Here is a 16,476-nt window from a genome sequence, read left to right on the forward strand (position 1 = left end):
AATATCACTATTAGTGATATTAACATCATTTATAAGTATTATACAATCTCCATATAAATAATTACACTGTAAATGTAGATATAATGGAAAAATAAGGATAATGGAGGGAAAGTTAATGATAGCAACACAATATAAAATTATATTACCTAGTGATTATGACATGAACATAATAAAGGATAGAGTGAGAAATAACGGATATAAAACAGATGCATTTGAAGACTTAAAATTTAAACTATACCTAACTACAGAAAAGGGAGCAAACGGAAGCTTACAAAATAGCTATTGCCCTTTATATATCTGGAAGGATAGTAACGGCTTAAATAAGTTCTTGTTTGAAGGATTTTATGACAATATAATAAAATCTTTTGGATGGCAAAAAGTAAATGTGGGGATTCCACTAATTGACACAACCACACATAAAATTAGAGACAGTAAATTCTTATTTGAAGTAACAAGAGAAATATCTCCTAAAGAAAGCCTTAATAACTTAAAAAATGAGATAGAAAAGCATATTCCTAAAATTAAAGAAGCAGAATATGTGGTTGTGTATAGTCCGGATAAATGGATATATAATGTATTCTATTTTATAGATGATTTGAAAAAGGTAATATCAGAAGAAGGAATTCTTTATGATATACTTCATATATCACAGGAAAAAAATTTATCTATATCTTCTTAAAGAATATTGTAATAAAGCAATGGCAACTGAAGCTGCCATTGCATGTAAGAAATATGGATTTGAAACTTTGAATTATACTAAGATATTTTAAAGGATAAATTAGCTTTCTTCTTTACAAGCAATACAGTATTTGTAATCATAGAAATAATAGCAAGAATAATGTTTAGTTTTACAAAAGTGCTCAGTATCATTATATATTCCATTGAGCCAATAGATATTCCCCCTGAGCTACCAGAATAGTTTTGACTGATATCCTTATGATTCTTATCAAGTAACTTAAAATCTGTTAGTAAACTTGATTTCTCACTCATATCACTAGAAGAATGAAAATTTATAAGTTCAATAAAGTGATTTCCAAGAGGAACTTTATTTTCTATTACAGTATTTTCATTTATAGTAACTGAAGTTTTATCTATTAAATTATTAATGTTATCAGCATAAATTAAGAAGTGGGCATAGTTATCTTGAAAGTTAATAGGAGTAATTACTGCATTATCCTTATTGACAGAACCATAATTAGTAGTAACATCATCCATCATGTATCTACCATTAAGACCTTTTTTAAATTTAATTATTCCAAATGCTTTATTATGATTTAGAAATAAAGTGTATCTATAATTATTGTAATCAACATAATCACCAAGGGTATAATCAGAATTTTGTTGGACATTATCTAGACATTGGAGCATGCTTTTTAAATTATTAGTATTGTATAAGCTATCATAATCAATATTATATATATTCTTATATGAAATTATAGCAATAAATATAAAGAGTAAGGGCATTATTCCAAGTATATATTTCTTCATTTTTAACACTCCTAAATATGAATCTTAATATATTATAACATATTTACTTATTTTACATATATTAAAAATAATATAAAGGCCTATTCACATCTTTTTACTTCTTAAACTGTTTTATGATAAGAGTATAGAGCTTTTTATAAAACAGATCTCCATTAATATTTATTTTCATTCTTATATCCTAGGTAAATAACATATAAAGAAATACCGAACTCTATAAGTAAAATAGCAGTAACCATAACTGGAATTTCGCGTTGACAAATTTCAGTGGCTAATAAAGTCAAAATAAGTTCAAAACAGGTTACGAATAATAGTTGAACTCCAAATTTACACAAAGAAATTTCCCCCTTTATAAAATAGACAAATTAAATTTCCAAATGATTATACTACCATTATATTGGAAATATGTAACAGGTACAATGTTGAAGTTTCGACTATGATTAGGTGTAATTGCAGAATATGGGGAAGATTTAAAGGGTGGAGAACTATAGTTAGAGGAATGACTTTACGAATTGTTGAATGTATTATGGAATTTGTATATGAAAGTTATACAGATAAGAAAGAAAAAATACTAAATGGATTTGAGAATAAGGTATCTGAAAATTAGGAGTATTGATTTTAGAATAGTCGAATAGTATAATTTTTCTATATAAATCATTAAGTGTAAAAAATATAAATTAGGGGGAGAATTTTATGACGGCAATTACTTTATTATCAGGTTTAAATCTGATACTTATATTAGCAGTAGTAGGGGCGGGTGTTTACGGATTTGTTTTATTTGTAAAGCTTGCAAACAGGGGAATTAAGGCATTAGACATTTATATCAATGAAAAGACTAATAATCAATAAGGAGGTATTTTTGTGAAGAAAACCTTATCTGTTCTGATTGCCTCAGCAATTCTTCTAGGTGCATATCCCATAAAGAATGCTATATCACCAAATAATAATCCTACCAAACCAAAGAACAATATTGTATTGGCAAAGGAGAACCCTACACTATCAATAAAGGCTACATTAGCAGGGAATAATAATCAGGTTGGATTAGTAGATGCACATGATAGTGGTTATTCTCCATTCATGAATTGTGCTATAGGAATCGCATTAGAAGCCAGTTTTAGTTTGGAGAAAGATTATAAAAACTTAAAATATCATTGGGTTACAGAAGAAGGCTCATTTTTCGTTGAACCAGAAGCAAAGGATGTATTAAATAACGGTGGAGCAATTGTATGGCAGGCAATTAAAAATCATGAAATTGCTGATATTAAGCACTCTTTTAATATAGTTTTAGAAGTATAGACATGGATAGTAACAAGGTAGTGGATAAAACAAGTATAACTATTAATGCTAATGATGGTTTTTACAAAGTGCAAAAATAAAAGTGTAGTTGAACTTATAGAATAGACATTGATAAAAGAGTCTATTTTTATAGGTTCTTTTTTTGTTTAATCATTGCTAAAATGAGTTTAATATTTAAGGTTTACAATTGGAGGGAATGATAAATATGTTAAAAACAGCAGCAGTTTTTAGTGATAATATGGTTTTACAAAGAGAGAAGAATATAAATATATGGGGAACTGGAGATAATGGAAGCATAGTTACAGTTACCTTAGATGAACATAGTGTTAGCACGAGAGTAATCGATAACAAGTGGATGGCTATTTTGCCAAGCATGAAGGCAGGTGGTCCTTATGTTGTGAAAATTACTGATGGTAAGAGTTCAATTGAATTTAGTAATGTAATGATAGGAGAGGTCTGGTTAGCAGGTGGACAATCCAACATGGAGCTTGAACTTCAAAACAGTAAAGATGGTAAGGATGTTGTAGCTAACATAAACAACAATAAGGTAAGATTCTACAATACTTTAAGGTTAAGCTATATAGATGATGAATTCTATGAAAAGGAATCTAATAATGCTTGGCAGGAGTGCAGTCCAGAAACTGCAGGTACCTGGTCAGCAGTTGGATATTATTATGCTAAAAAATTATCAGAAGAATTAAATGTAACTGTAGGAGTTATAGGTTGCAATTGGGGTGGAACCTCAGCTTCAGCATGGATAAGCAGAGAAAGCTTGGAACTAGACAAAGACACAAACACATATGTTGAAGAGTATGATAAGGCTAATGAAGGAAGAACCTTTGAGGAGTATGTTAAAGAACTTGAGGAGTATAATAACTGGTATGAAGCATGGCAGAAGAGAGTTGATAAGTGCTATGCAGAAAAACCAGATATACTTTGGTCACAAGTACAAAAAATTGCAGGGGAATGCCGTTGGCCAGAACCACTTGGACCAAAATCTCCATTTAGAGCAGGTGGACTTTATGAAACAATGCTTCAGAGGGTAACTCCATATACATTAAGAGGCTTTATTTATTATCAAGGAGAAAGTGATGATCATAAACCTAAGATATATGGCAAGTTATTAGCCAAGCTTATTGAACAATGGAGAAAGGATTGGCAAGATGATGAACTTCCATTTATGTTTGTACAGCTTCCAATGTTCATAGGCAGAGAAGATGAAGATAAAAAGAATTGGGCTATAATAAGAGAACAACAGATGAAGGTACACAAAACTATAAAAAATACAGGAATAGCAATGATTTTAGACTGTGGAGAGTTTGATAATATTCATCCGCTGGACAAACAATCAGTAGGATTGAGATTAGCGGTGCAATCACTTTATCATGTATATGGCAAGAATGTACATGCTTATGGACCAATCTATAAAAGTTTAAAATACTTAAATAATGCTATTGAGTTAAGCTTTGAACATGCAGAAGGTGGAATTCAAGTTAAGGGAGAAAAGGTGGAAGGCTTTGAAATTGCAGGAGAAGATAAAAAGTTTATTCCAGCAGATGTGAAAATCAATAATAACAAGGTTATTGTATCTGCAAAGGAAGTTACAGAACCTAAATATGTTAGATATGCTTGGACTAATTATGGACCTGTAACACTATTTAATAATGTTGGCTTACCTATGTCTACTTTTAGAACCAGTGAATATGATGAGATAGTTTAGCAATCTTTTGAAATGAAGGCTAGAGCTTTGAAAATAAAGTTTCTAGTCTTTATCATTGTTATGGTATTTAGCAGTTAAAATGCCAAAAAAATAAAGCTAACAGTTTTTAAAAGAGTATAGTACATTTTATCAGAAATTGCTGTAAAACAGTAACAAAATTTGTCTATATATAATATATCAGTAATATACGGTTTATTTTAAATTGCAACAAAGGATTAATTTAAAATATACGGAGGATAAATGTAAATGAGATTAACAAATGTTGAGCAAACAATCACCCAACCAAATGGAGAGGTGATAGAGTGTTATGCAAGTGGAGATGAGTATTTTAATTGGCTTCATGATGCAGATGGGTATATTATAATTCAAGATGATAAGACAGGTTATTACTCTTATGCAAAACATGTTGATGAAAAGCTAGCACCATCTGATAATATAGTTACAGAAATGGCAATTAATAATTTAGGTGTTGTTAATGCTTTTAATGAAGCTGTTAAAATAGAAGATATAAAAGTTCCTTATAATATTATAAAAAACAAGAAATTAATGTACCAAGACAATCCTAACCCAGCACCTCAACAAGGTACAATTAATAATTTAGTTGTTTTTATAAGATTTAGTGATGATACACCATTTTCTAATTCGATAACAGTTTATGAGGATATGTTTAATAATAGCACCACTAATTACAATTCTATGTACAATTATTTTAAAGAGACATCCTATAATAAATTGGCAGTATCTTCAACCTTCTATCCCACTACAGCTCCGTTAACAACTGTATTGTCATATCAAGATTCACATCCTAGAGCATATTATAAACCTGCATCAGCAACAAATCCTATTGGTTATACTGGTATGACAGATAGAGCTGATAGAGAGCATACACTTTTAGAAAATGCGGTAAATTCTATTAGCAGTCAGGTTAGTCCAAGCTTAAATATAGATGCAGATAATGACGGGAAAGTAGACAATGTGTGTTTTATAGTTAAGGGTTCTCCAGAAGGATGGAATGACTTACTTTGGCCACATCAATGGGTGTTGTATACTAAAGATGTTTTTATCAATGGAAAAAGAGTTTGGACCTATAATTTTCAATTAAATGACTATTTGTTCGCTCCAGCTGTAGGAGTAGGAGTTCTTTCACATGAAATGTCTCACTCTATAGGCTATCCAGATTTATATCATTATTCACAAGATGAATTATCACCTGTATCTGTTTGGGATCTGATGGAAAGAGATTTAAATCCCCCTCAATACTCTGGAGCTTATATGAAATTTAGATATGGTACCTGGATTGTTGGTATTCCTGAAATCACTACACCAGGTAGTTATACTCTAAACCCATTAACTTCTCCTACAAATAACTGTTATAAAATTAAATCTAATTTATCTGCAACAGAGTATTTTGTTTTGGAATATAGAAAGAGAACTTCACCTTTTGAAAGTTCACTTCCAGGTTCAGGATTATTAGTATACAGGATTAATACTGCTGTTGATGGCAAAGGAAATGCTGAGGGACCTCCAGATGAAGTATATGTTTATAGACCAGGTGGAACTACAACTGAAAATGGAGATCCTGAAAATGCAAATTTGAGTAGTGATGTTGGCAGAACTTCTATAGGGGGAGCTGACAATCCTCTATTTTTTTCTGATGGCACTGATAGTGGAATAAGTATAAGTAATGTAGGGAGTGCAGGAAACACCATATCCTTTGATGTATCTTTTGCTGTAGCATTAAGTGCAGATCTATCCATTACAAAAGTAGATTCTCCAGATCCTGTTTTAGTAGGAGAGAATTTAAAATACGAGTTAACTGTAAAAAATAATGGACCTGATGCAGCTAAGAATGTTGTAGTAACAGACACTTTATCAACAGATGTAGAATTTGTTTCAGTAAATTCAACTAAAGGAACTTGTTCTTACTCAAGTGGAAAGGTAACTTGCAATATAGGAGACATGAATAAGTTGGATACTGCTCTAATAACCATAAGTGTAAAACCATTGAAGGAAGGCAAGATAACTAATACAGCTACTGTAACTAGTGACACTTTTGATCCGAATTTATCAAATAATACAGCTACTACAGTCACAACAGTTAAAAAGGTTACAGTTAAGCTATCCACTGGTGCAGTGGCTCCAGATAGTGAGGCTAAAAGCTTGATTATAGTTGTAGAAAATAAAAATTCAACTGAAGTAAGAGTGCTAGTAGCAGTTAAGCATTTTTCAGATTTTCATTGGCAGGAAGAACAAGAAGAAGCAATTATAGCCCCTAATAGTACAAGAGTATTGGTATCAAATAAACTGAGATCATTGTATGAAGTAGTATTTGATAATGTACCTGAAGGAGTGTATTTCTGGACAGCAACAAGAATGGAATGCTGTAGTGAGCCATTAGTTCAGAGTAACTTTATAGCAGCCAACACATTTAGGCACACTGAATTAATTGAATTAGCAGATAAATAATCGATTGACTGTATCACTATATAAAATAGAGTTTATCTGAAAATAAGTTAGAACCTATAGAATGGACATTGTTAAAAGAGTTCATTCTTATAGGTTCTTTTTTTATCACTACTTGATTATTAAGAAGGAAAAAAAGTACGAAAAAAAAATACTGTAATAAATTTGAAATCAAAGTTTAATATTTAAAGCATAAATTCAGATTGTTTTACAAAAAAAGTAATATATAATATTATCATCAGGGTAAAATTGTAAAAAGGGGATTTGTGAATATGAAAAATAAGGTGATAATAGGGTTATCTGTTGTAGTATGTATTTTGCTGATAAGCACAGTAGTATTGGGGGTAAAACTTAATGATACCAAAAAGGCAGATAAAACAAAGAGTAACATTACCACCCCAAAGGTAGAAGAAGATGTGTCAGCTGTAGAAATCAAGTTTTCAGGTGAAATAACCAATAAAGAGAAGGCGTATGCATTAGTGACTAAATACTTAGAACAATATAAAAAGGGATCATTGGGAAGTCAACAAATACTAGATTATAAAGTGGGAGTAATTAAAGTAAGAGCGGCAAAGGATTTAGGATTTGAATGCAGCTTTGATTTTTCTGTTAAGCCTAAGGATGCTAATGCTTGGTTAGTGGGAAGTGCAAAACAAGAAGGGGAATGGATAAGTAAAGATATGTTTGTTGAAGTTAAGAAGTCAGGAGACCTATATACTTTTAACATACCAGCAACTTCTCCAAATGCAGAAAACAGCAGTGAATTTAAATAAGGAATCTAAAAATAAATAGCAATATAAAATATCCTTGGAGCAATAAGTTCCGAGGATATTGTTTTGTTATATGTTATTTATGATAAAATAGGTAATAAATAATTATATTACGAGAACATTATCTATAAATTTGTTTAGAATATTTATGGAGTTTTAGGAGGGCGTTTCTTTTGAAAGGATATACCTTAATTACAGGTGCAAGTGCAGGTATTGGATATGAACTTGCGAAGCTTTTTGCTATGGATAAGAATCCACTTATATTAGTAGCTAGAAATGAAAAAAGATTAGCCGAAATTCAAAAAGATTTTGCAGAAAAATATAATGTTGATGTAAAATATTTAGCTTTAGATTTAAGTAATGAACATAATGTGGATTATATATATGAATTTGTGGAAGAAAATAATTTAGTTGTGGATAACTTAATAAACAATGCGGGGTTTGGTAGCTTTGGTGCATTTCACGAAGTTGATATAGAAAAAGATTTAGAGATGATAAAGGTTAATGTTTATGCCTTGACTAAGCTTACGAAGTTATTTTTGCCAAAGCTTGTGGAGAGAAATACAGGAGGCATACTTAACGTTGCATCGACTGCTGCCTTTGGAGTTGGTCCCATAATGTCTGTGTATTATGCAACTAAAAGTTACGTGCTTTCCTTAACAGAGGCTATAGCTGAAGAACTTAAAGGAACAAAGATTAAAATTTCAACCTTATGCCCAGGGCCAGTGAACACAGGTTTCCAAGGCAGAGCAGGTGTGGAGAAGTCTGAACTTACAAAAGGTTATATGATGACAGCAAAAGAAGTTGCAGAAGTAGGCTATAAACAATTTAATAAAGGGAAAACTATAATAATTCCGGGTATGAAGAATAAGTTCTTAGTTCAAAGTTTTAGGTTCTTACCAAGAAAGCTTATTTCATCAATAGCCATAAAACTAAATAAGAAATAAAGCATCTAAAAATAAGTTAACCAAAGTACTTATTTATTTTTGGGATGCCTAAATATTGTAGATTATAAATTAGAAGATTTAAGCAGGAGGAGATATAATGGGAATATTTGATGGATACCTGTTGGTGTCAGATATGGATGGGACTATGCTTGGAACAGATAGAAAGATATCCAATGAAAATATAGAGGCAATAAAGTATTTTATAAAAGAGGGTGGAAAGTTCACCATTGCCACAGGAAGAACAGTGGAGTCAACTAGAAGATACATAGATAAATACTTTAAGGATATTCCTTTAGAACTGCCAGTAGGCTTATACAATGGAAGCAAGCTTTATGATTTTAAAAATGAGAAGACAGTTTTAGAACTGTACCTTGATGACAATGAAAAAGAAATCTTAAAAAAGATAAAGCAAGATTACGAAACATTAGGACTTGAGATATATTCAGAAGAAAGAACTTATATTTATAGTTCATGCAGGTTTACTGAGAGATTTAAAACCTTAAACTATGATGTTTGTTATGAAGTTCCTGAATATGTGTGGGATAAACCATGGTTGAAGATGTTAATGGTTGGGGAAGTAGAAGAAATTGAAGATTTAGAAGCTTCCTTCAAGGAGAGATATGGAGAAGCAAATCTTCTAAGAACAGGTGAAAATTACTTAGAAGTTGTGCCAGACAAATCATCTAAAGGAGTTCTAGTAGAGAAAATCTGTGAGCTTTATGACTATGACATAAAAAAAGTTATCGCTTTAGGGGATAACATGAATGATTTAGATATGCTATCAAAATCAGGTTATGGCTTTGCAGTAAGCAATGGAAACCAAAGGTTATTAGAGCAAATAGAATTAAAAGCAGGGACCAATGATGAACATGCCATCCAGCATGCAGTTAATTACTTAAAGGAACATATAAAAGTACATAGTTAAATTTATAAAAATCCAAAGGTGGGAATGCACCTTTGGATTTTTTACATGTAAGTAAAGTTTATTCCTTTACCTATGATGCCTATGGAAATGCAAAGACCTCAAGAGTAGGAGATTCAACTTTATTTACTCAATCAGAAGCTACTTATACTCCAAGTGGTAATTATATGAGCAGTCTTAAGGATGCTTCAGGTAATATTGTTAAATATAATTACAATGAAACAAAAGGCACTCTAGATAGTGTGACAGATCCAAAGCAAAATACTACGTCCATACCTATGATAGTAACTTAGATACATTACAAAGCGTATCTAAAAAAGTAGGAGGAGCAGAGGTCAAAAATAGTTATACTTATGATAATGATAAGATAAAATCAATTACTCATAATGGTTTCAACTACAATTTTGGATATGATTCCTTAGGAAATAACACTACTGTATCTGTAGGAAATCAAAACTTAATAACTAATAATTATGAGCCAAGGACTGGCAAGCTTTTAGGTTCAACCTATGGAAATGGAACTAAGGTGTCTCAAGTATATGACAACCTAGACAGGCCTATTGAAAAGGTAGTAAATGGGGAAACACAATTTAAGTATGAATATGATGCCAATGGTAATCTTGCATCTAAAGAAGATTTAGTAAATAGGCAAAACTTTAGATACATCTATGATTTATCAGATCGTCTAACAGAGATAAAGAACGGAGATCATAGCTTCGCAAAATATAGTTACGATGATAACAATAATGGTTCTAAAATTTCTTATACTTATGATGCAAACGGAAATATTGAGACCATAACAGAAGGAACTAAGGTAACAAAATATACCTACAATGAATTAAATGAAGTTACAAGAGAAGATAACGGTACTCTTAATAAATCAATAGTTTATAGCTATGATGCTGGAGGAAATATAGTATCAAAAACATATGGCTATGCTGAAGACACTACCCAATATACTTTACTAGGTGATAAGGTAATAGAGGAAGGAAATGCTGATGGTGATGACTTTAAGTATAACTATGATGCTTCTGGAAAGCTTATAAGTATGATTTTTGAAAATCAGGAATATTTCTATATAAGAAATGGACAAAGTGATATAATAGGATTGTTAGATAAGACAGGAAAACAAGTGGTAGGGTATACTTATGATTCATGGGGTAAATTGCTTTCAACAACAGGATCCTTAAAAGATACCCTAGGACAAAAGAATCCATACAGATATAGAGGTTATAGATATGACAGTGATACAGGTCTATACTATCTAAACTCAAGATATTACAACCCTGAGTGGGGAAGATTTATAAATGCAGATGGTATTGTTACAACTCCAGGGGAATTATTATCAGGAAATATGTTTGCTTATTGCAAAAACAACCCTGTAAATATGAAGGATCCAGCTGAATATAGACCAATACTTTGTGGTCCAGGAGAAGAAGAAACACCTGCAATGCAAATAGCATCTGCAAGAATTATGTTAGAGTCTGCTAAAAAACGAAGTTATTCATCATCAAGGGTTAAAAGCAGTAGTTCATCTAGCCCTAAAAAATCAGTCAGAGTATCAAAACCAAAGAAGACTTATAAACATGGATTAACAACTGGAGTTGGAGGAAATTTCAGTATTCAATTTGGACATAGGTTCTCTTTTGGATTTCAATATGTAAAGGATGGTTATGGCAATAGAGGAATATGTTTTACTGTAGGTGTTGGTGGTGGGACTCCTGCTGGTGGACTAGGAGGTTGCGTAACTGTTACTAATGCCGATACAATATATAATTTAACAGGATCAGGTATGGATGCAGGAGGCTCTGCGAATCTTGGGTTTGTACCTGTAGCAGGAGGAGGAGATTTTGTAATGTCAAGTTCTAATGGAGGAGTAATAGGGGGGATTTGAATTTTTCTGCCAAAATAGACCCTCTTATTATGGAAGGTCATACTGAGGCTACGTATACATGGATGTCATTTCATTGGAGGGTTAAGTAATGAAAATTTTCAGAAAGATGATAATTATTGATTTAATAGTGATGAGTTTACCAATAATCGTATCAATAATTTCACCAGTGCCATCAATAGCAATTTATGTAGGAATGTTTGCATGTGTTTTTTTGTTTGCTAATTTTTACATTACCATAAGAATAAAACGTGAAGAGATAAAAGAATATTGTTATAATTTATATGAGGATAAAAAAATAGCTAATTTCTATTTTAAGTGGAGCATAGTTTTTTCTTATATTACACTAATAGTTAGTATTGTTGTGGCGATAGTATTTCTAAAATTAGTGTTATAAAGATAGTTACAACAAACTTAGAACAAATATATTAATAAATTGCAATGCTTCTAAGGCTATATTAATACAGTTAAATCAAAGGATAAAATCTCAGCAGTTATTAACACTAGTTGCTGAGATTTTTCCATTTTAATATCAATTATATATTTAATGTTGGAAGTTTAAAGTGTTTTGTGGCATCTGCATTAGCAGGAGTACTTATAGATAGAGCAAGTACTGCTATAAAAAATTGGTGGTACAAGAGGGAGTGATTTTAAAAAGTGAAAAATACTAAAGATATATTTTCTTCCATAGGTATGTTTACAGTTTTCTTTGGATTTTGGTTAAGTAGAGATGTGGTAGAGAAATATGGACCAAGTGGGAGAATTGTTATTATGGCTATTTGTACTTGTGTTGTATTTGTTGTTATAATAATCCTTGCAGTAATGAAGAAGTTTTTCTGGGCGGCTATATTTTTATTAGGTTTTGGATTACCATTGATAATTATGTTTTTAGGTTTGTATTTAAATAATTTTATAATTCTGGGTGGGGGAGTGATTTTAACATTTGCGATGATGCCAGTATTAATAAAAGTTGCAAACAAGCATAAGAAGTAACATTATATTAGAATTTAAGTAGGGTCAGCAGATATTAATATGCCTGCTGATTTTTTTCATTAATATATATAGCTAATGGAGATAGAGGCTATAAAGAACATTTTTAAATTAATAGAATTTATGGACAAAACAGGAATATGGGTGATAAGCTATATTTATGATACATAAGAAAAGCCTATGAATGTTGAGAGAATGAAACTAATAAGGGGGACAAACCAAAGAATAATATGGGTATAGTCTGATTAGCTATGGATTAAAATCAGATAAGTGGGAGAGAAGGAGAGGAAAGCTAATATGAATGCGAATAATTCAAAAGTAGGAGCAATAGTTGGATTGCTATCAGTTGTTATTACTCAGATTTTTTTTAGAGTATTAGGGGTTAATGATGTTTCTACATGGATATGTATTACACTATTATTAGCAATTGGAGTCTCATTTCCAGTTATGATGTTATGTAGTGATAATGAAAAGTTAGGAAAGAAGAATTCTATACTAGCTGGATTAACAATGTCGGCAGTATGCATTAGTAGTGCTATAGTTTTGTTTATGATTAGATGTTATCCCGAATTTGGTGATGAGCATAAGATAATTGCAATGGGTATAATCTTGGTAGCATTTATATCATATATCGTATTAGGAGTTTTTTGGACAATGATATATGTAAAGCTTAAAAATGATAGAAAGTAAATTTCGAATGAATTATATTAAAAGGTAAAAAGTATATGTACGATAAGCTATATAATGAAGCAGAAAAATATTATATGATGGAAGAATATAAAAAAGCATTAGAGTTATTCAGTGAGTCCTATAAGTTAAAAGCAGATGATGATTGTTTAAACTATATTGGTTGTTGCTATTTAGCAATGGAACTATATACTTCTGCGAGTGAAGTATTTAAGAAGTTAATAAAAAGATCTCCTGATTTTGCAAGACCTGTATTTAATTTGGGAAGAGTATATGTTAAACAAAATAGATTGCAGGATGCATTAAAGTGTTTTGAAAAAGCAATTTTAATAAATCCCAGTAGTGAAGATGGATATTTTTATATTGGTCTCTATTATGAAAGAGTTGAGGATTTTAAGCAAGCCAGTATATTTTATGAGAAATCAATATCGTTAGATTTTGAACAAGCTGAGACTCATCTGAACCTTGGAATATGTTATGCCAAAATGAACATGTATGAAAAGGCAATTGAAGAATTTGATATATCATATAGTCAAGATGATTTTTCTAAAGATGCACTATTTAATAAAGCAATGTTATTTGTTATTATGGGAGACTACATTAGAGCAATAGAAATATTTTTATACATAAATGAAGTTGAGCCAGATAATATTGATAATATGATAGATATTGCAGATTCATATTTAAGAATTAATGATTTAGACAATGCATCAAAATGGGCTAACAAAATTTTATTAAAGGATCCATCAAATAAAATGGTTAATAAGCTTTTAAAACTATTATGGGTATTAAAAAGAGAAAAGCAGATTTAAAGATTAGAGTTTTAGAATTCAAAAGTTTAATGTTTGAAGTATGAAGTGTTTTGTGGCATCTGTATTAACAGGAGTGCTTATAGCGAGAGTAAGTGCTGTTGTAAAGAATTGGTGGTACAAGAGAGGAGAATTTTAAAAAATGAAAAATTCAAAATATGCAAAAGAAATACTTTCATTAATTTGTATGATTGGAGTTTTTTTTGGAATTTCAATAAGCAGAGAAATCGCACCTAAGTATGGAAATAATGGTACAGTTATTATTGCTGGGATTTGTATTATTATTGTATTTGCAGCTATAATAATTTCTGCAATAGTAACTAAGAAATTTATAAACTCATTTATTGCTTTTTTTGGATTTGGTATACCAATGAGTTTAATATTTATTAGTTTGTATTTGGATAATATATTTCTTATGCTTCTTGCATTAAGTTCTATATTCATAATTATGCCTATAACAAAAAAACTTGGAGATAAGTATTGCAAATAGAGTTCTATATAATCTGTTTTAAACAGAAGAGAGGTCAGCAGATATTCAGATATTTGTTGGCTTTTTACATAAATCATAGATAGTTATTGGGGATAGAGACTATAAAGAACACTTTAAAATTAATAGAAGTTATGGACAAAACAGGAATATGGGGATAAGCTATATTTATAATACATGAGGAAGATTTATTAATGCTATTGGACAAATAGGGACTAAAGGAACAAGTGATTTGAAGACTAAGGTTTTTATAAATTAATTGAGTAATATTAATTAAATCAAGATAGAGGGGATTTTGTGAGATTCAAATTTAAGAGATTGGCTAGTGAAATTTTTGACTATTCATCTAATGAAAAGAAAACTATCTATTATGTTGCACTTGCAGGTGGTGCCTATTTATTAAGTCAAAGAATGGGTTTAACTGGTGGTGTAATTGTATTAAGTGTTATTACTGCATGGGTCATTTTTGGATTGATGTTTCAAGTATTTCGAAAGGATAGGAATATAAAAAGTATAATATCTAATTTGATTGCAAGTGTTTTTGGGATCTTTGGAACATTAATGATATATTTATTAAATGTGTATGATAAGCAAAATAATGATTATATGTGTATAAAGATAGTTCAAATAGGATTTGGAGGGATTGTGGGAATAATTGACATACTGTTTATTCTATTTTTAATAGATAAAACAAATTCTAAAGAAAAAAAAGTCACTGTTACTGTTTCAATGATTGGTATTACAATTATTGCAATAGGATCTATTGTAGCGTTATCTTTTTTAAAAATACCGAAGTAAAGTCATATTAATTCATTTTAAGATAAATTAAATTATGGTAAGGTCAACAGGCAGTAAAATGTTTGTTGGCTTTACTTTTTACTTGAATAGCCTTAATAGACAAGATAGAAGTTTAAGCTGTAAAATATATCTATATACATGGGAAAATAGAAAGGAATAATAATGAGAGATAAGATTAAGCATTGGATACCAACTGTAGGAATATTGGGAGTATTGTTAGGGCGGATTCTAAATAGGAATTTAACAAGTACTTTTGGAAATAGTGCATCCAGTAACATAGTATTTGTACTATGTAGTATTATATTTTTGATACTTTTAATACAACTTATTAGACGTAAGTATAAAGAAGCTATTGCAATATTTTTAATGTTAATCCCCGTAATTCTAATGGGCGTTGGTATGTATTATGATAATTTAATAATTGGATTTTTAGGGCTAATACTGCTTGTAGCAATATTACCTATAGTAAGAAAAATAGGAGAGAGTATGGAATAATATGTAGACAATTTAAATCAAATCTCGAGTTAGTTTAAGTGGTTATAGTATGTATTTAAATTAAGTCACAGTAAGGTCAGTAGATATTAATATGTCTGCTGATTTTTTAATTATTATAGATAATTACTGTATGGGGTATTTTTAAATTAATAGGATTTATGGACAAAACAGGAATATGGGTGATAAGCTATATTTATGATAGATAAGAAAATTTAAAAATGCAGATGATTATTGGAGAAGAAGGTTTATTATGAAAACAAGTTGGAGGCAAGTAATATTGTTTATAGGCTTTGCTATAGGAGCAATTTTGGCGAAGGATATGAGAAATAAATTACCTGATAATATACAGTGGATTGTAATTGCAATAATACCTATAGTTATTATATGGTTAAGAATGAAATATAGAGATCCGAATAAATTAAAACAAAAATTAATGATCATATCACTTTTAACTTTTGGGGTAGCAGGTTATACTGTAATAATTATGCAGATGTTACAAAAGTATAATATAGTTTTATTTTATCAATATAAGATTGTTTGTATAGTTGTAGCAATAATTGCATTCATAATATCAATTGCTGTAGCGTTTTTTTCAAGTAAGATTAATTAAATCATAAAATGAGGCTCAATGTTAGAAAAATAGCAATGTAATAATTAGGAATTAAGCTGGATACAAGTTACTATTTTCAGTTCCAAACAAGAAAAAATATTTTTAT

21 protein-coding genes are annotated in these 16,476 nt (G+C 30.3%); 19 read left to right on the forward strand and 2 right to left on the reverse strand.

Annotated features, from left to right (window positions below):
- Window positions 1–115: 115 nt before the first annotated feature.
- A complete protein-coding gene (locus OCU47_RS19585; protein WP_261830253.1) occupies window positions 116–679 on the forward strand; it encodes a DUF4865 family protein in 564 nt (187 codons plus the stop codon).
- Between the two features lie 77 nt (window positions 680–756).
- Here OCU47_RS19585 and OCU47_RS19590 read toward each other — a convergent pair whose 3' ends face one another.
- Window positions 757–1,488: a hypothetical protein gene (locus OCU47_RS19590; protein ID WP_261830254.1), complete on the reverse strand. Its 732-nt coding sequence runs from the start codon at window positions 1,486–1,488 to the stop codon at window positions 757–759.
- 152 nt (window positions 1,489–1,640) lie between these two features.
- Window positions 1,641–1,820: a hypothetical protein gene (locus OCU47_RS19595; protein WP_261830255.1), complete on the reverse strand. Its 180-nt coding sequence runs from the start codon at window positions 1,818–1,820 to the stop codon at window positions 1,641–1,643.
- Window positions 1,821–1,921: 101 nt separating this feature from the next.
- On the opposite strand from OCU47_RS19595, the gene OCU47_RS19600 reads away from it, so the two are divergent.
- The 18 genes from OCU47_RS19600 to OCU47_RS19685 all read left to right on the forward strand — a co-directional run bounded on the left by OCU47_RS19600 (window position 1,922) and on the right by OCU47_RS19685 (window position 16,370).
- The gene (locus OCU47_RS19600) at window positions 1,922–2,092 is read left to right on the forward strand and encodes a hypothetical protein (protein WP_261830256.1); all 171 of its coding nucleotides are present in this window, start codon (window positions 1,922–1,924) and stop codon (window positions 2,090–2,092) included.
- 86 nt (window positions 2,093–2,178) lie between these two features.
- Window positions 2,179–2,334 carry a hypothetical protein gene (locus OCU47_RS19605; RefSeq protein WP_261830257.1) on the forward strand — a complete coding sequence of 52 codons (156 nt, stop codon included), beginning with the start codon at window positions 2,179–2,181 and terminating at the stop codon, window positions 2,332–2,334.
- Window positions 2,335–2,346: 12 nt separating this feature from the next.
- Window positions 2,347–2,781: a hypothetical protein gene (locus tag OCU47_RS19610; RefSeq protein ID WP_261830258.1), complete on the forward strand. Its 435-nt coding sequence runs from the start codon at window positions 2,347–2,349 to the stop codon at window positions 2,779–2,781.
- A 205-nt stretch (window positions 2,782–2,986) separates the two neighbouring features.
- Window positions 2,987–4,501 carry a sialate O-acetylesterase gene (locus tag OCU47_RS19615; protein ID WP_261830259.1) on the forward strand — a complete coding sequence of 505 codons (1,515 nt, stop codon included), beginning with the start codon at window positions 2,987–2,989 and terminating at the stop codon, window positions 4,499–4,501.
- A 246-nt stretch (window positions 4,502–4,747) separates the two neighbouring features.
- On the forward strand, window positions 4,748–6,967 hold the full coding sequence (locus OCU47_RS19620) for a M6 family metalloprotease domain-containing protein (protein ID WP_261830260.1): 2,220 nt from the start codon (window positions 4,748–4,750) through the stop codon (window positions 6,965–6,967).
- Window positions 6,968–7,236: 269 nt separating this feature from the next.
- Window positions 7,237–7,737: a hypothetical protein gene (locus tag OCU47_RS19625; protein WP_261830261.1), complete on the forward strand. Its 501-nt coding sequence runs from the start codon at window positions 7,237–7,239 to the stop codon at window positions 7,735–7,737.
- A gap of 170 nt (window positions 7,738–7,907) precedes the next feature.
- Entirely contained in the window at window positions 7,908–8,681 is a 774-nt protein-coding gene (locus OCU47_RS19630; RefSeq protein WP_261830262.1) for an SDR family NAD(P)-dependent oxidoreductase, read from the forward strand.
- 97 nt (window positions 8,682–8,778) lie between these two features.
- The gene (locus OCU47_RS19635; RefSeq protein ID WP_261830263.1) at window positions 8,779–9,606 is read left to right on the forward strand and encodes an HAD family hydrolase; all 828 of its coding nucleotides are present in this window, start codon (window positions 8,779–8,781) and stop codon (window positions 9,604–9,606) included.
- 32 nt (window positions 9,607–9,638) lie between these two features.
- Entirely contained in the window at window positions 9,639–9,896 is a 258-nt protein-coding gene (locus tag OCU47_RS19640; protein ID WP_261830264.1) for a hypothetical protein, read from the forward strand.
- Between the two features lie 233 nt (window positions 9,897–10,129).
- Window positions 10,130–11,497: an RHS repeat domain-containing protein gene (locus OCU47_RS19645; protein ID WP_261830265.1), complete on the forward strand. Its 1,368-nt coding sequence runs from the start codon at window positions 10,130–10,132 to the stop codon at window positions 11,495–11,497.
- 88 nt (window positions 11,498–11,585) lie between these two features.
- Complete coding sequence (locus OCU47_RS19650; protein ID WP_261830266.1) at window positions 11,586–11,891, forward strand: hypothetical protein; 306 nt, start codon at window positions 11,586–11,588, stop codon at window positions 11,889–11,891.
- 260 nt (window positions 11,892–12,151) lie between these two features.
- Complete coding sequence (locus tag OCU47_RS19655; RefSeq protein WP_261830267.1) at window positions 12,152–12,487, forward strand: hypothetical protein; 336 nt, start codon at window positions 12,152–12,154, stop codon at window positions 12,485–12,487.
- Between the two features lie 294 nt (window positions 12,488–12,781).
- On the forward strand, window positions 12,782–13,174 hold the full coding sequence (locus tag OCU47_RS19660) for a hypothetical protein (RefSeq protein ID WP_261830268.1): 393 nt from the start codon (window positions 12,782–12,784) through the stop codon (window positions 13,172–13,174).
- A 35-nt stretch (window positions 13,175–13,209) separates the two neighbouring features.
- The gene (locus OCU47_RS19665; RefSeq protein ID WP_261830269.1) at window positions 13,210–13,983 is read left to right on the forward strand and encodes a tetratricopeptide repeat protein; all 774 of its coding nucleotides are present in this window, start codon (window positions 13,210–13,212) and stop codon (window positions 13,981–13,983) included.
- Window positions 13,984–14,122: 139 nt separating this feature from the next.
- Window positions 14,123–14,470, forward strand: a complete 348-nt coding sequence (locus OCU47_RS19670) for a hypothetical protein (protein ID WP_261830270.1) — start codon at window positions 14,123–14,125, stop codon at window positions 14,468–14,470.
- 294 nt (window positions 14,471–14,764) lie between these two features.
- Window positions 14,765–15,265, forward strand: a complete 501-nt coding sequence (locus tag OCU47_RS19675; protein WP_261830271.1) for a hypothetical protein — start codon at window positions 14,765–14,767, stop codon at window positions 15,263–15,265.
- Window positions 15,266–15,427: 162 nt separating this feature from the next.
- Complete coding sequence (locus tag OCU47_RS19680) at window positions 15,428–15,760, forward strand: hypothetical protein (protein ID WP_261830272.1); 333 nt, start codon at window positions 15,428–15,430, stop codon at window positions 15,758–15,760.
- 250 nt (window positions 15,761–16,010) lie between these two features.
- A complete protein-coding gene (locus tag OCU47_RS19685) occupies window positions 16,011–16,370 on the forward strand; it encodes a hypothetical protein (RefSeq protein WP_261830273.1) in 360 nt (119 codons plus the stop codon).
- Window positions 16,371–16,476 lie beyond the last annotated feature (106 nt).

Source organism: Clostridium sp. TW13, assembly GCF_024345225.1.
Lineage (GTDB): Bacteria > Bacillota > Clostridia > Clostridiales > Clostridiaceae > Inconstantimicrobium > Inconstantimicrobium mannanitabidum.

What these genes read in the sequence shown, in the direction of transcription:
- OCU47_RS19585 (WP_261830253.1), top strand. Translation starts at nt 116, where the DNA reads ATGATAGCAACACAATATAAAATTATATTACCTAGTGATTATGACATG.
- OCU47_RS19590 (WP_261830254.1), bottom strand. Translation starts at nt 1,488, where the DNA reads ATGAAGAAATATATACTTGGAATAATGCCCTTACTCTTTATATTTATT.
- OCU47_RS19600 (WP_261830256.1), top strand. Translation starts at nt 1,922, where the DNA reads ATGATTAGGTGTAATTGCAGAATATGGGGAAGATTTAAAGGGTGGAGA.
- OCU47_RS19605 (WP_261830257.1), top strand. Translation starts at nt 2,179, where the DNA reads ATGACGGCAATTACTTTATTATCAGGTTTAAATCTGATACTTATATTA.
- OCU47_RS19615 (WP_261830259.1), top strand. Translation starts at nt 2,987, where the DNA reads ATGTTAAAAACAGCAGCAGTTTTTAGTGATAATATGGTTTTACAAAGA.
- OCU47_RS19620 (WP_261830260.1), top strand. Translation starts at nt 4,748, where the DNA reads ATGAGATTAACAAATGTTGAGCAAACAATCACCCAACCAAATGGAGAG.
- OCU47_RS19625 (WP_261830261.1), top strand. Translation starts at nt 7,237, where the DNA reads ATGAAAAATAAGGTGATAATAGGGTTATCTGTTGTAGTATGTATTTTG.
- OCU47_RS19635 (WP_261830263.1), top strand. Translation starts at nt 8,779, where the DNA reads ATGGGAATATTTGATGGATACCTGTTGGTGTCAGATATGGATGGGACT.
- OCU47_RS19650 (WP_261830266.1), top strand. Translation starts at nt 11,586, where the DNA reads ATGAAAATTTTCAGAAAGATGATAATTATTGATTTAATAGTGATGAGT.
- OCU47_RS19660 (WP_261830268.1), top strand. Translation starts at nt 12,782, where the DNA reads ATGAATGCGAATAATTCAAAAGTAGGAGCAATAGTTGGATTGCTATCA.
- OCU47_RS19665 (WP_261830269.1), top strand. Translation starts at nt 13,210, where the DNA reads ATGTACGATAAGCTATATAATGAAGCAGAAAAATATTATATGATGGAA.
- OCU47_RS19670 (WP_261830270.1), top strand. Translation starts at nt 14,123, where the DNA reads ATGAAAAATTCAAAATATGCAAAAGAAATACTTTCATTAATTTGTATG.
- OCU47_RS19680 (WP_261830272.1), top strand. Translation starts at nt 15,428, where the DNA reads ATGAGAGATAAGATTAAGCATTGGATACCAACTGTAGGAATATTGGGA.
- OCU47_RS19685 (WP_261830273.1), top strand. Translation starts at nt 16,011, where the DNA reads ATGAAAACAAGTTGGAGGCAAGTAATATTGTTTATAGGCTTTGCTATA.